At 48.4% G+C, this 13,178-nt stretch carries 10 protein-coding genes; 3 read left to right on the top strand and 7 right to left on the bottom strand.

All coding sequences use genetic code 11. The features are described from left to right. Nucleotides 1–22 precede the first annotated feature (22 nt). Nucleotides 23–1,681: a RagB/SusD family nutrient uptake outer membrane protein gene (locus BMW71_RS13710; RefSeq protein ID WP_244891175.1), complete on the top strand. Its 1,659-nt coding sequence runs from the start codon at nucleotides 23–25 to the stop codon at nucleotides 1,679–1,681. Nucleotides 1,682–1,760: 79 nt separating this feature from the next. Here the strand turns inward: BMW71_RS13710 and BMW71_RS13705 are convergent, their stop codons facing one another. Then, nucleotides 1,761–2,648, bottom strand: a complete 888-nt coding sequence (locus tag BMW71_RS13705; RefSeq protein WP_177179646.1) for a sugar phosphate isomerase/epimerase family protein — start codon at nucleotides 2,646–2,648, stop codon at nucleotides 1,761–1,763. Nucleotides 2,649–2,904: 256 nt separating this feature from the next. On the opposite strand from BMW71_RS13705, the gene uxaC reads away from it, so the two are divergent. After that, nucleotides 2,905–4,341, top strand: coding sequence for a glucuronate isomerase (gene uxaC, locus BMW71_RS13700; protein WP_092176027.1), 1,437 nt, complete (start codon nucleotides 2,905–2,907; stop codon nucleotides 4,339–4,341). Nucleotides 4,342–4,419: 78 nt separating this feature from the next. On the opposite strand, the gene fucP is transcribed toward uxaC, so the two are convergent. Genes fucP through BMW71_RS13680 form a run of 4 tightly spaced genes read right to left on the bottom strand, consistent with a single transcriptional unit; the run spans nucleotide 4,420 to nucleotide 8,591 of the window. Beyond that, a complete protein-coding gene (gene fucP / locus BMW71_RS13695; protein ID WP_092175061.1) occupies nucleotides 4,420–5,721 on the bottom strand; it encodes an L-fucose:H+ symporter permease in 1,302 nt (433 codons plus the stop codon). A gap of 16 nt (nucleotides 5,722–5,737) precedes the next feature. Further along, nucleotides 5,738–6,781 carry an aldo/keto reductase gene (locus BMW71_RS13690; RefSeq protein WP_092175059.1) on the bottom strand — a complete coding sequence of 348 codons (1,044 nt, stop codon included), beginning with the start codon at nucleotides 6,779–6,781 and terminating at the stop codon, nucleotides 5,738–5,740. Nucleotides 6,782–6,810: 29 nt separating this feature from the next. Continuing rightward, nucleotides 6,811–7,764 carry a glycine N(alpha)-acyltransferase GlsB gene (locus BMW71_RS13685; protein ID WP_092175056.1) on the bottom strand — a complete coding sequence of 318 codons (954 nt, stop codon included), beginning with the start codon at nucleotides 7,762–7,764 and terminating at the stop codon, nucleotides 6,811–6,813. A 5-nt stretch (nucleotides 7,765–7,769) separates the two neighbouring features. Then, nucleotides 7,770–8,591 carry a lyso-glycine lipid O-acyltransferase GlsA gene (locus BMW71_RS13680; protein WP_092175053.1) on the bottom strand — a complete coding sequence of 274 codons (822 nt, stop codon included), beginning with the start codon at nucleotides 8,589–8,591 and terminating at the stop codon, nucleotides 7,770–7,772. Nucleotides 8,592–8,901: 310 nt separating this feature from the next. Here BMW71_RS13680 and BMW71_RS13670 point away from each other — a divergent pair, with 310 nt between their 5' ends. Beyond that, on the top strand, nucleotides 8,902–9,759 hold the full coding sequence (locus BMW71_RS13670; protein WP_244891173.1) for an SDR family NAD(P)-dependent oxidoreductase: 858 nt from the start codon (nucleotides 8,902–8,904) through the stop codon (nucleotides 9,757–9,759). Here BMW71_RS13670 and BMW71_RS13665 read toward each other — a convergent pair. Both BMW71_RS13665 and BMW71_RS13660 read right to left on the bottom strand, forming a co-directional pair. Then, the gene (locus BMW71_RS13665; RefSeq protein WP_092175048.1) at nucleotides 9,741–10,565 is read right to left on the bottom strand and encodes a DUF4249 family protein; all 825 of its coding nucleotides are present in this window, start codon (nucleotides 10,563–10,565) and stop codon (nucleotides 9,741–9,743) included. The genes BMW71_RS13670 and BMW71_RS13665 overlap by 19 nt on opposite strands. 4 nt (nucleotides 10,566–10,569) lie before the next feature. After that, nucleotides 10,570–12,981 carry a TonB-dependent receptor gene (locus BMW71_RS13660; protein ID WP_092175045.1) on the bottom strand — a complete coding sequence of 804 codons (2,412 nt, stop codon included), beginning with the start codon at nucleotides 12,979–12,981 and terminating at the stop codon, nucleotides 10,570–10,572. Nucleotides 12,982–13,178: the final 197 nt, after the last annotated feature.

Genomic DNA, 13,178 nt, shown 5'->3' with positions numbered 1-13,178 from the left:
AGAATTTAACTTGATGAAACCAATGAAATCAAATATAATCAGACAATTTTCAAACTATTCCAGGATCGGAATGATGGGGGCAGCGCTGTTTGCTACCGTCAGTTGCGAGGGAATTCTTGAGGAAGACGTAGTTTCGAACATCGGTAACGATTACCTCAACACACCCAGCGGACTGAATGACGGCTTGCATGCCGCATACAGCTCGCTCAGGTCCTGGTACGGTACCGAACGTGGGAACAACTTTACCATATTCGGCACGGACACCTATACGAACGGAGCCGATGGGTCCTTTAAGTACATGAACTTCTACACTTCGGACTTTGATTCGCAAAATTCCCACGTCCGGGAAATCTGGGATCAATTTTACCAGGGCATCAATACCTGTAACGCGGTCATCGACCGGGCGCCAGAAGTAGAGGGACTTTCAGAAACCGTCAGAAACCAACGGGTCGCTGAAGCAAAGTTTATCCGTGCGCATCACTACTTTATCTTGGTGCAGCTATTCGGACCTATTGACTTGCAGCTAACCGAATCTGTTATCCCTTCCAATGAAGTCAGCCGTACTGCTGTTCCGGAGATTTACGCTGCTATCATTCAGGATTTGGAAGACGCTATTCCTGTATTGGAGGCTTCTTCACAGTCGGACGACTACGGTAGGGCTACCCGACCCGCAGCCGAGCACCTGTTGGGAAAAGTGTACATCACCAAAGCAACCTCTGAGGCTGCAGCAAGTGATGATTATGCAAAAGCAGAGCCCCTGCTTCAAAACGTAATCAACGATTACGAATTCCAGTTGCTCGAAAACTTCGGAGACATTCATGCATTTGGAAACGAGGTAAACGACGAGGTAGTCTTTTCGGTGCAATACGGCAGAAACCCACTGACAAACGGAGGAGGTAACAATTCTCACGTGTTTTTTCTGATGGAATACGATGTACAACCGGGCATGCGAAGGGATACCCAAAACGGACGTCCCTTCAAACGATACCGGCCCACAACGTATACCTACAATGTCATCTTTGCCGACAGGGAAAACGACAGCCGGTATTTCAATACTTTCCTGGACGTGTACTACTCCAATAACCCAGGGACCTACAATACCAATTTTGATCAGTCAAAAGACCAGGTAACGTTTGCAGCAGGAGACACCGCCATTTACATCCCGGGCTACGAAATGCCAGAGGCAGAGCGTGCACAAAAACCCTATCAGGTACTGGTACCTTCGGCCTATACCGAGCGGCTATTTACCAGTTTGCGCAAGCACATGGATCCAGGAAGAGCGGATTTGACCCAGTTCCAGGGAGGCCGGGATTACATTGCCTTCCGATTGGGAGAAACCTACCTGTTGCTGGCCGAGGCGCAACTTATGCAGGGAAAAGTAGCCGAAGCTACCGAAACCGTCAACGTTATTCGTAGAAGAGCTGCATTCCCCGGAAAAGAAGCACAGATGGAAATCACGGCGTCCGAAATGGACATGGAAATGATCATCGAAGAAAGAGCACGGGAACTACTTGGCGAACAACAGCGCTGGTTGGACCTAAAACGATGGGGCATCTTACTCGAACGGGTGCGGGCACATAATCCACAGGCCACCGGCCTTCAGGACTTTCACCTGCTACGACCCATCCCACAAAACCAAATTGACCGTGCGGAATCCTTTAGCCAAAACCCCGGCTATTGATCCCATACTAGCTTAACAGAAAAGGCTTGGATTCACATTCAAGCCTTTTTTTTATCTCTCACCGATTAGAATCGAGTAACTAGCCCATGGCTTCTCGCACCCGAGCCAGAAACCTCGCTACCTTTTCAAAGGGATCTCCCGGACCCAATGTCTCTATGGGCAAATAGCCCTGGTAGTCGCTGTCACGAATTAACTGCATCAGCCGCGGCAAATCTACCGGTTTTTGGGTACCGTAATGATTGACATTCTCCTTGAGTTGCCAGTTGACCGCATGCCGGATATTTTTCTGGATCTCTTCATAGGGATCGTGTTGGGAGTAGCTGCCGATATCCAGGACCAGGCCAAACCACTCCTCGTCCACTCCTTCCATAATCTGATCGACCTGCGCAGCGGTTTGGATAAACTCATTGTGATTTTGCATGGCGACGATGACACCGTAATTGGCGGCAAACGCTGCACATTCCTTGCAGGCCTCCACTACCAGCACTGCCTTTTCCTCCCATACCATTCCCTCTTGCAGCCGGGGCCCGGCAAATACCCGCAGGACCGGCGCTCCCAGTTTTGCTGCCGCCACGACCCATTGTTTCACCAACTCAATTTCAGCCTTGCGAAGTAACGGATCCGATTCGGTAAAATTATTCCGCACACCAGTACCACTAATGTGCAGGCCCCGATGATGCGCCATCTTTTTGATACCGAACAGGACCTCGTCCGGAGGTACCTGCGGGTAGTCCTGAATGTAGTAGGCGGTAAGGTCCACCGCCGCAAAACCTTGCTGGGAACAAAAATCAAACAAGGCTTCTATCCCCACATCGCCGCTTCTTAGCGCGGCATTGAAGGAAAAGGCATTTAGGCTTAGCTTCAGATTCCCTCGCTCAGTCGCGAAAGCAGGGGCACGGTAGCCCAGACCAACGCCGGGTAGGGCGGAAAGTTGCAGGCCCCTTTTCAGGAACGTTCTTCGGTTCATTGTAGTCATCGTACGGAATGTGATAAAATTAGGTAGAGGGAAGATACAGGGAAAACGGATAAAAAAAAACTATAGCTTCGGTTTCTAAAAACAATTCCACGGTCAAATCAGGCTTTTCGGTAAGAAACCGCTTTTCGAATGGGATTTCATGAAATTTTCATTTAATTTGTGCAATCGATTGCCTAAATCCGGGTATTCACTGGAAAAAAAGCAAAATAATTTTTATACTTACTGCAATTTAAAAAAAACCAAAAAAATGGAGCATACGATAAACGCCACCAAGAGCACTTTTTTGACCGACGATTTCCTGTTAAAGAGTGATTTTGCGAGGGCCTTATACCACGATCACGCAAAAAAAATGCCGATCATCGATTACCATTGCCACCTTTCTCCGCACGATGTTGCGACCAACAGGAAGTTTAAAAACATGAGTAGCATATGGCTGGAAGGAGACCATTACAAATGGCGCGCGATGCGAACCCTGGGAATATCTGAAAAATACATCACCGGAGATTCCTCGGATAAGGAGAAGTTTTATAGTTGGGCCAAATCGGTGCCACATACCATGCGAAATCCCCTATACCACTGGACCCACCTGGAGCTCCTCAGGTATTTTGGCATCGATCAGTTGCTCAATGAAGACGCTGCCGATCAGGTTTACGAAGAAACGACGGATTTGCTACAGCAGAAAGATTTTCACACCCGTGGCCTACTGGCCAAAATGAACGTGGAGGTGGTCTGCACTACCGACGACCCTACCGATACCCTTATTTACCATCAGCAGGCGAAAGCAGAAAATATCGGCATTAAACTACTGCCGGCATTCCGGCCAGATAAAGCCTATGCTGTAGAAAACCCCAAAACCTATCTGGCATACCTGGAAAAACTCTCTGAGGTAAGCGGGGTTCCCATCCACTCCTACGAGGACTTGCTTGCCGCCCTCGAAAATCGCGTCGCCTATTTTCATGAAAACGGGGGGCGATTGTCCGATCATGGGCTCGAACAACTTTATTTCTTTGACGAAAATGACCACGGAATAGACGATCTTTTTTCCGACGTTTGCAAAGGAAAAACCCTTCAACCTGAGGAAGTCCGTTTTTTTAAATTCAAAACCCTCACCGCACTTAGTAAAATGTATCATGCGAAAGGCTGGACCCAGCAGTACCATCTGGGAGCCTTGCGTAACACCAATGAGCGGATGGCCCGCATTCTGGGACCCGATACGGGTTTTGATTCCATCGGCGACTTTCCCCAAAGTGTGGCCCTTGCGCGTTACTTAAATAATCTGGACAGCACCGATCAACTGGCAAAAACCATTCTCTACAACCTCAACCCTTCGGACAACGAGGTGATGGCCACCATGGTGGGCAATTTTAACGATGGATCGGTTAAAGGCAAAGTCCAGTTTGGCTCCGGGTGGTGGTATATGGACCAGAAAGACGGCATGGAAAAACAAATGAACACCCTGTCAAACATGGGAATTCTGAGTTGTTTTGTGGGCATGCTTACCGATAGCCGAAGCTTCCTATCTTTCCCACGTCACGAATATTTCCGCCGAATTCTTTGCAACCTAATCGGTCAGGATGTCGTAAATGGGGAGCTTCCAGCCGATGAAAAATGGCTGGGACAAATGGTAGAAAACATCTGTTATTACAATGCCCGGGAGTATTTTGGTTTTTATGAAAATGACTAACCTGCCAGCCAAATCGGTCCACCGGCTGCAGAAAAAACACCCAGGCATTCGCTTTCTGGGTGTTTTTTTTCACCTCATTTATACCATCTCCACGGATTTCGGCGGGGGTTTGTGAAAATAGTGCGAAATACCGAAATACATGACTACCGCAAAACAAACCACTGGTACGTAATAGGAAAGGTGAATGCTGCCCGTAAGGTCGGAAACCTGCCCCTGTGCTGCAGTAATCAAAGCCCCCCCTAAAATGGCCATAATCAAGCCGGATCCACCCAATTTGGTATCATTGCCCAAGCCTTCTGCAGAAAGTCCGTAAATCGTCGGAAACATCAGCGACATGCATACCGAGATCAGCACCAGTGCCACGACAGCCGTCATTCCGCTCCCGTAAATCACCACCAAACTCAACACGATGGCTAGTAACGAGGAAATTGCCAGCAAAATGGACGGCTTAAAAAACTTCATCAAGGCAGTAAACAGAAAGCGGCTAGCCGCAAACAGGATCAAGGATACCAGGTAATAATCCGAGGCTCCACTTTCCATCACATCGAGTTCATCCATAACGTAGCGGATCGTAAAAGACCATACCCCGATTTGCGCCCCTACATAAAAAAACTGCGCCATCACCCCCCGTACATAGTTTTTATTTTTAGAAAGTCGTTTAAAACCAGCAATTATCCCATCTCGTTCGACCGTTTCGGATGCTATCGGCATGCGTACCGCCCGAATGACAAACCATACCAGCACCAGAAAAATTGCCACGCCCACGTAGGTGCTGACCACACCGGCAAGCTCGTCTGCCTGCATCGCCTTCAAGGCTGCCGGATCCATGGTGGTTCGGTCGGCCGCTTCTGCGGTGTTTAGCTGAGACAGGATAAAAACTTTACTCAGGTAAACGCCGATTACCGACCCGATGGGGTTAAAGGACTGCGCCAAATTGAGTCGCTGCGTGGCCGTTTCCGGTGGGCCGATAACCAGAATGTATGGATTGGCGGCGGTTTCCAGAATGGACAGCCCACCTGCCAGTACGTACAAGGCGAGCAGAAAAAACCCGTAGGACATCATCATACCTGCTGGGTAAAAAAGCAGTGATCCAACGGCGAATAGTCCCAAACCGAGCAGAATACCGGATTTATAGGTGTATTTCCGGATAAATACGGCTGCAGGTAGGGCCAAACAGAAATACGAACCATAAAATGCCAATTGAATCCAGGAGGTTTGGAAATCGGTCATACTCATGATTCGCTTAAAGGCGGCCAATAAGGTATCGGTCATGTTGTGCGCAACCCCCCAGAGCATAAAGAGGGTAGTGAGCAGTAGAAAGGGCCAAAAGTTTTTTTTGGAAATCAACTCGGCCTTTGCTGAGGTTATTTGTGAATGCATGGGTGTAGTTTATGGGTTAATCTGACAATAAAAAGGAGAAATCTGAAATCAACGATTGATCCACCAGCTCCTGCCAAAATGCCGCAGGTAGCCGATTCTCAGCCGCACGGATATTCTTTCGCACAAGCTCGGGTCGATTGATGCTCAACGCGACACTGGAAACACCCGGCACGGACAGCGCAAATTGAATGCAGGCATGAAACGGCGCTATTCCCTGCCGGCTACAGGTCTCAAAAAAGCCCTTTCTCCACGCCAACTTTTCTTTGCCGTCAGGGCTATCGGGATCCAGCTTCCGGTAATCGAAAAAGTCTTCCCCCACCAAAAAGCCTGAATGGAAAATGGCGGCAGTGATAATTCCCACATCCGCCTTTTTTAGCATCGCGACAAATTCCATCAAGTCTGGCGGATGGGAATAAATGGAAAGGCTGTTTGCCAGCATGACGTAATCCAGCGGAACTTCCTGGCAAATGCGTTGTACTACTTTCCAATCCTTGGCACCAACCCCTATTCCCCAGACCTTACCCGCTTGTTTCAACTCGGCCAGCGCCCGGTATGCCTCCAGAATTTGTCTCCATCGATGGGCTTTATCCCGCTCGTCTGTAGCGGCCATCAGGTATTCATCCGGGTCGTGTACGGAAATCAGCTGTGGTGAATGCCCCTGCAAAAGCGCGGTGTCTTTTTCAAAACACTCCAATATGCCGGCATGGCTTATTTTCTGCACCGCATCGTGTGTAATCCCCTTCCAGATACCCGGCTCAAAAGTAGGCTCGGCAGCTTCAAGGGGCACCCGGACCCAACCCAACTTATTGCTAATAATTACCTGATTACCGACAATCTCTAAACCGGATAAAAATTCTCCCAACACCTCCAAAGCTAATCCGGCGCCGTATTTTCCAGCTGTGTCAAACACGGTATGTGGAGCGGTAACCTCCACTATTTCCTTTAAAATGGCCAATTTGTCCTTTTGCGGGTATTCCTGAAAAAGATTTCCCAGGGAACTACTCCCAAAAACCACAGGAGGTACCTGCAAACCGGTCTTTCCTAAGGGGCGTACGTTCATCGTCTGGGGAGTTCGCTGGGCTGCATGGATTATTTCTTTCGTTTGCCAAAATTCCGGTCTCGTTCAAACGTTTCGAGATGACGGTGCTTTTTGGATTCGTATATATCCGCTATGGTAATTAAGATTCCTGTTTCCTCCACCGCACCAAATTCATAGTTCATCGCCGTACCAAAGGTCTTCATCGTGGATGACAAGTTCATGTAGGTATTGATCAGTGGGGGGATGTTTTCTCCCAGGGCTCGTACGTTCGAATTGAGCAATTTGTACCCTTCTTTGTAACTCAGCCCGTCAAAAAAACCTTCGTAATTGGCAGCATCGGTCTTGTAACCCACAGGCGCAATGGGCCGAATCAACGCATCGGTATCCGGAAAATAGTGATTCATAAAATAAAGCAATAAATCACGGGCTTTGGCATTGTAATGCGGGTACATGGTTACTTTCCCAAATAAATACTTGACATCCGGATTGATCATCACCACTGCTCCGAGTCCGTCCCATAAGTTGTCCAGCGAAAAAATCCCCTTCCGATTGTCTATGCTCGGTTGGTAATTGGGCTGTACAAAAGACCGCCCAAGTTCGATGGTATAGGGAAGGTAATCCTTCACAAAAGCATCCGAAAAGTCAAACAGGTGTGCCGTGGATAAATTTACGGCGCCTTTGGCGGTAAAGCCGGCGTCTGCGCACTTGATTAGGCGGTAGCCAGCAATGATCTCTTTGTCCACTGGGTTCCAGGCAATCAGCTGATCGTAACAATTTTCGCAGGTGTCGTTTTCATCTATATCCATCGGCAAACCCGTCCCTCCACCTGCGGCCCGGAATGAAACCTCACGCAACCTACCGATTTCCTTCAGCACCTGGGGGGCGTTGTGCTGATTGACCAGATAAATCTCATTCTCCCCATTGTTTACATATCTCAAAAACCGCTCCGGCGTCAGTTCACTTTGTATAACCTCCCGGTCGATCGGGTTGATAATGTCTTGCATAAATCCTACTTGTCTTGGACAATGTTGTATACTATTTTTTTGACCTCTTCTGCCCAGTATTTGTCCGTTTTGGAATCGTCAAAATACTTGTAAGAAATTGGTTTTCCTATATGGACAACAATTTTTTTGTTTTTTTGCCCAAACATCTCGTCCGCCAAATAAAACATTTCAATATTGGCCTTAACTCCTATTTTTTTTCTAAGGTTTGCCAAATTATAAAAAAAAGAGGAATTCCTTCCCTCCATGTATACGGGCACCACGTCTTTTTTGTATTTCCGGGCCTTGTTGATAAAGCTCTTTTTCCATTCCAAATCCATAATGCCCTGTTCCTGCTTTCTGGAAACCAATCCGGCCGGAAAAACGAGAATTGCATTATCCGAGGCATAGGTTTCCTCAATCAATTCGGCTCCCCGCTTGCCACTGCTGCCATGCTTGTTTACCGGCACAAAAAGCTCTCCAAAATGAGGGATGTTCAACAATAAGTCATTGACCAGAAACCGCAGGTCCTTCCGGTATTTGCCTAATACATGCATCAACACAATCCCATCCAATCCACCAAGGGGATGATTGGACGCAACTATCACACTTCGATCCAATGGTATGTTTTCGGCCCCTCCAACTTCCACATACACGCCAAATTCCTCTATGAGTGCATCCACAAAGTCCAGCTCCTTTCGGTCGCCGTGCCTGGCCATGATGGTATTTACCTCCTCTTCGTGTACAATCCGCTTGATGTACCCCAGGACAAATCCGGGAAGCCATTTCAAAAGGCCCGGATTTTTGGTTGCAATAACCTGTCTGATGTCTATGAATTTTTTCTTTTCCACGAAAAAAAGCCAATCTGTTACATGAGTGATTTCTTTACCGCTCCGCCATCCGAAACGTTTCCCTCTGCCCCATTGGGGTACCAATGCCTGCCCACGAAGGCAACTAACTTTTCAGTAACCTTTCCCACTGGCAAAAATAGGGAAAATATATTTACCGCCTTTACTCCCGTTCACCATCCCTTCCAAATCTTTATTCTCTTTCGGTGGACGCCGCCCGACCCAATCTGATGGTCAACCGATTGCAACTACAGCGACAAAAGGCCGAACATTTATGCTGCCGGCCATGTTTTATGAACTAAACCGATTAACTATGATGCAACTCGCAATAACCGGCGCTACTTCGGGAATTGGCGCAGAGAAAGCAAAAGCACTGTCCCCGAAATGTAGCCGTGTTTTTCTATTGGTCAGAAACGTAGAAAAAGCCCGGGAACTCATACAACGGATCGACCCACTGGATACACAGAAAAAATTCACCATTATCCCCTGCGACCTTACTGACCTGAGCTCGGTGGCCCGAGCTGCCAAAACCCTGACCGAGGCTACGGACAAACTGGACCTGTTGATCAATAACGCAGGTGGTATTTTTCCGAAAAAAAAATTAACGAGCGAGGGCCATGAACGTACATTTGCTGCCAATCACCTCGGACATTTTCTACTGACAATCCAGCTCCTTCCATTGCTGACCAACGGAACAGGCGGTAGAGTCATCAACGTGAGTTCTGATGCCCACAAAGGCGCTTCCGTAAATCCCCAAGACTTTGAGCTGACCCATGGCTTCCGCTCGTTCACGGCCTATGCCAACGCCAAATTATACAACATCCTTTTTACCAAATCATTGGCAGAAAAATACGCCGATTTGCACCTGGAAGCTTACGCGTTGCATCCGGGGGTCGTCAATACCGGATTCGGTAGTGAAAGTAAAGGTTTTTTTAAAATCCTTTTATCCCTATTCAAACCTTTTATGATTAGCCCTGCCAAAGGAGCAGAGACAGGTATCTTTCTTGCCACCGCAACAAATGTCCCTGGGAAAAACGGTGCCTATTTCAAAAAATCCAAGCCTTCGGCGGTTTCCTCAAAAGCCCGCTCCAAAAAACTACGGGATCAACTTTGGGATTACAGCATGGAACAGGTACGGGCGTATCTCCCTGCTCACTCCGCCTCTTCCTGAATAAATACCGTTTCCGTGAGGACGGGAGCTGTCATGAAATACCCCATCACGGCCGAAGTACCGCGAATGTTACTTGTGGGATTTGCCGGCGGGGGACTGAATATGCCTCCATCATTAAATAACAAGGAGACCATTTGGTTCAGGTAATCGTATGCACTGCGGTTTAAGCGCAGCATTTGTAGTCTTACCTTATCGTCTTTTTCAAAGGTAAACCCCGTCAACTCAAACCCATTGTTCAAAATCGTACTTCCAAAGGTATCGTCAAACAGAAAATAATCAGATCGTCTATTTAAAATCGTATCGTTGCGGGTGAGGATCAAGCGGTAAAAATTATTATTCGGAAAAGGAATATCTCCATACAAGGTCAGGTAATACCCCTCGTCGGCAAAAAATCGCTCTTCTTTGAATTCATAGGTGATGCTGTCCAAAACCGGTGGTTCCAAGGTGATACCTGTTGCTTCGTATGCGTCTGCTTCCAGGAGCACCCGTAATTGGTATTCGTGCCCGATCTCAGCAACCTGCTGGTTTACTGCCAGGTAGTGTTCCAGTTCCTCCACGTAGCGAAATTCAACCACCCGTCCACTGTTCAAATCCTCTATTTCGACCAGGGCATCCGGAATGCGTTCGTTTTCCCGGGTATCGAAATAATCCCGGGAATAGGCTACGGAAACGAAATTCACCGACGGATCGTCTGTCCATACCGCTTCGATAACGGGAATTCTTTCCAGGGCGCCCAATGGCATTTCTACCTCTTCCTGGCATGAGGCAAACAGCACTAGTAGCCCGGCTAACACAAGTAATCGCATGCAATCAAAATTTAAAATTGTAGGTAACAGATGGTAAAATACCAAACAAATAGGTCATGACCACTCCGGGTCTGGCGCTGTTAGCCGATTCGCCCGGACCTGGCTCAAACGAAATATCGTCGTTGTATATGGTCCGAAAATCGTAAGAAAAGGGGTTTTTACGCCCGTAAGCATTGTAGACACTGAAATTCCAGCTTCCTTGCCACCAGCGGCCTTTGTCTTTGTTTTTTAACGTCACCGACAGGTCCAATCGGTGGTAATCCGGGAAGCGATCACTGTTTCGTTGGTCGCTATAAAGCGGTACCCGCTGGTTGTCCACCAGGTAGGAGCCTGCCGGAAAGGTGACAGCAATGCCTGTGGTATAGATAAAGGTGCCGGAAAACGACAAGCGTTCGCTCAATTGATGGGACAACACCAGGCTCAGGTCATGGGGTCTGTCGAACCTGGGCGGATAGGGTCTCCCACCATTAATACCTGGAATTTCCCGAAACACGCGGGACCAGGTATAACTTAACCACCCGGAGGTTTTTCCCACGTTTTTCCGAAGTAAAAACTCCAGGCCGTAGGACCAGCCATTTCCGGTAAGAAGTTCGGTTTCTATATTGTCTGTAAAAAGCACGGTGGCTCCCTGTTTTAAATCCACGATATTTCGGAAATCCCGGTAATAGGCTTCCAGGGAAACCTCCCATCGATTATCGTTGAGGTTTTGAAAGACGCCTGCGGAGACCTGGTCGCCACGGATGGGTAAGATGTACCTTCCGGCCGGCACCCAGCGGTCGATAGGCAGGCCCGCCGAATTATTGGAAGCCACCTGTATGTACTGGTAATTGCGATTAAAGCCTCCCTTGATCGAAGTCCCTTCCCCAATCCGATACCGGGCACCAAACCGTGGTTCCCAACCCTGATACTGCTGCATTCGCTCGCCGAGGCGGTATTCCAGGGTATCGGTCACCAGCCCCGTACCGCCTGGGTCGTTGTTGTCGTACAGGTAATTCACCCCGTTACCGATTTGCTGGTAATTGCCCCAGCGCAGCCCCCCTTCCACGCTCAGCCGGGGGGTAATCTCGGTTTTTCCGGCCAGGAACAGATTGAACTGAAAGCCCGTTCTGGGATTGGAATCCAAGGGTTCGATGCCGCTCTCGGGAGTCCCTTGCAGGTCCACCCGCGCGAAATGATACAGCTGCCCGTGCACGCCTGCTTTTACTTCCGACTTTTCGCCGGGGATCAAGGTCCAGGATGTTTTCAGACCCGTCTCCGAAAAATGATTGGACCAATCAAATCCATTTTCCTCATCCCGAAGGCTAATCAGGTACCCGTACCGGCTGTAATACGCCGTAACATCCAGGTAATTTCGCTCGTTTAGCTGTCGATCCCAATTAAACGAGTTGATCCAATTGTTCCAGCCAAGGCCAAACTGCCCATTCAGGCCCAGGAAATCACTCCCGTAATAGGTAGAGAACGTGAACTTATTTTTAGGTCCGTTCCTCCACATGAGTTTTCCACTTAAGTCATAAAAGTAAAGCTGGTTGTCACGAACGTCTTCATTGGGAGAAAGGGGCAGAAACACGTCGGCATAGGTACGGCGGCCAGAAACTACAAAGGAAGCATTTTCGGAAAACAGGGGGCCGTCTACGGTAAGCCGGGAGCTAATACTCCCAATCCCGCCTTCTCCCTGGAGTTTATTCGTATTCCCCTCTCTCAGAGAAATATCCACCAGCGAAGATACCCGGCCTCCATACTGGGCGGGGATATTGCCTTTGTAGAGGGCGACATCGCTAAGGGCATCGGGATTAAAAACCGAGAAAAATCCAAAGAAATGCGAGGGATTGTATATGGGCGCACCGTCTATCTGAACCAGGTTTTGGTCGGCGGACCCTCCTCTGACAAATAATCCCGTGGTACCTTCCCCCGCTGTGGTCACTCCGGGAAGCAATTGAATCCCACGAAGCAAATCCACTTCTCCAAATAACGCGGGTATCCGCTTTAATTCCTGCCCGGAAATCACATTTTTACCCATTTCGGTACTAGCCACGTTGTAGTCCTGGCTTCTTTCAGAGACCACCACTTCCTCCAACATCCATTCTTCCGGACTTAAAAAAAACTGCAGGCCTTCGGTTTTTGAGCCCTTCTTTATTGGCCTGGAAATCGATTGAAAACCCAAAAAACGAATCACCAGCGCTCCTTCCGGATCGGGCTGGGCGATGGAAAAGCGCCCTTCTGCATCCGTTACGGTACCCTTCTCCGCATTTCCCTCCCAATATACGGCAGCTCCCGGCAGGGGCTCGCCAGACGCTTTGTCTACTACCTGTCCCTGTATACTGGAAAGCTGCTGAGCGATGGAACGAGTCGGTGCTAAAAAGAGGACAAAACAAACAAATAACGGCACCCAAAAATGATTTTTTGCGTAGACAAGCATAAGTAGTAACTGACGGAATGAAATCGATAATGCGAAAGGAAAGAACGTCTTTCCCGCACCAGAAAAGATAACGGCATCCGGTAAAAATGGTTAGGGAATCCAACCATTAATTCCGGAGGTAACGGGTAAATTTTCCAATTCGGTAATAATTCTGGCGTTATCATTTCGTTTTGCGTATTAATGATTAATTTCAAGCC

It is taken from the genome of Cyclobacterium xiamenense, from assembly GCF_900109255.1.
Lineage (GTDB): Bacteria > Bacteroidota > Bacteroidia > Cytophagales > Cyclobacteriaceae > Cyclobacterium > Cyclobacterium xiamenense.
This window is presented reverse-complemented; position numbering and strand designations above follow the sequence as displayed.

Bases quoted from the DNA above. Each gene is read 5' to 3' on its own strand.
- BMW71_RS13710 (WP_244891175.1), top strand. From the start codon at position 23: ATGAAATCAAATATAATCAGACAATTTTCAAACTATTCCAGGATCGGA.
- BMW71_RS13705 (WP_177179646.1), bottom strand. From the start codon at position 2,648: ATGAACCGAAGAACGTTCCTGAAAAGGGGCCTGCAACTTTCCGCCCTA.
- uxaC (WP_092176027.1), top strand. From the start codon at position 2,905: ATGGAGCATACGATAAACGCCACCAAGAGCACTTTTTTGACCGACGAT.
- fucP (WP_092175061.1), bottom strand. From the start codon at position 5,721: ATGCATTCACAAATAACCTCAGCAAAGGCCGAGTTGATTTCCAAAAAA.
- BMW71_RS13690 (WP_092175059.1), bottom strand. From the start codon at position 6,781: ATGAACGTACGCCCCTTAGGAAAGACCGGTTTGCAGGTACCTCCTGTG.
- BMW71_RS13685 (WP_092175056.1), bottom strand. From the start codon at position 7,764: ATGCAAGACATTATCAACCCGATCGACCGGGAGGTTATACAAAGTGAA.
- BMW71_RS13670 (WP_244891173.1), top strand. From the start codon at position 8,902: ATGATGCAACTCGCAATAACCGGCGCTACTTCGGGAATTGGCGCAGAG.
- BMW71_RS13665 (WP_092175048.1), bottom strand. From the start codon at position 10,565: ATGCGATTACTTGTGTTAGCCGGGCTACTAGTGCTGTTTGCCTCATGC.
- BMW71_RS13660 (WP_092175045.1), bottom strand. From the start codon at position 12,981: ATGCTTGTCTACGCAAAAAATCATTTTTGGGTGCCGTTATTTGTTTGT.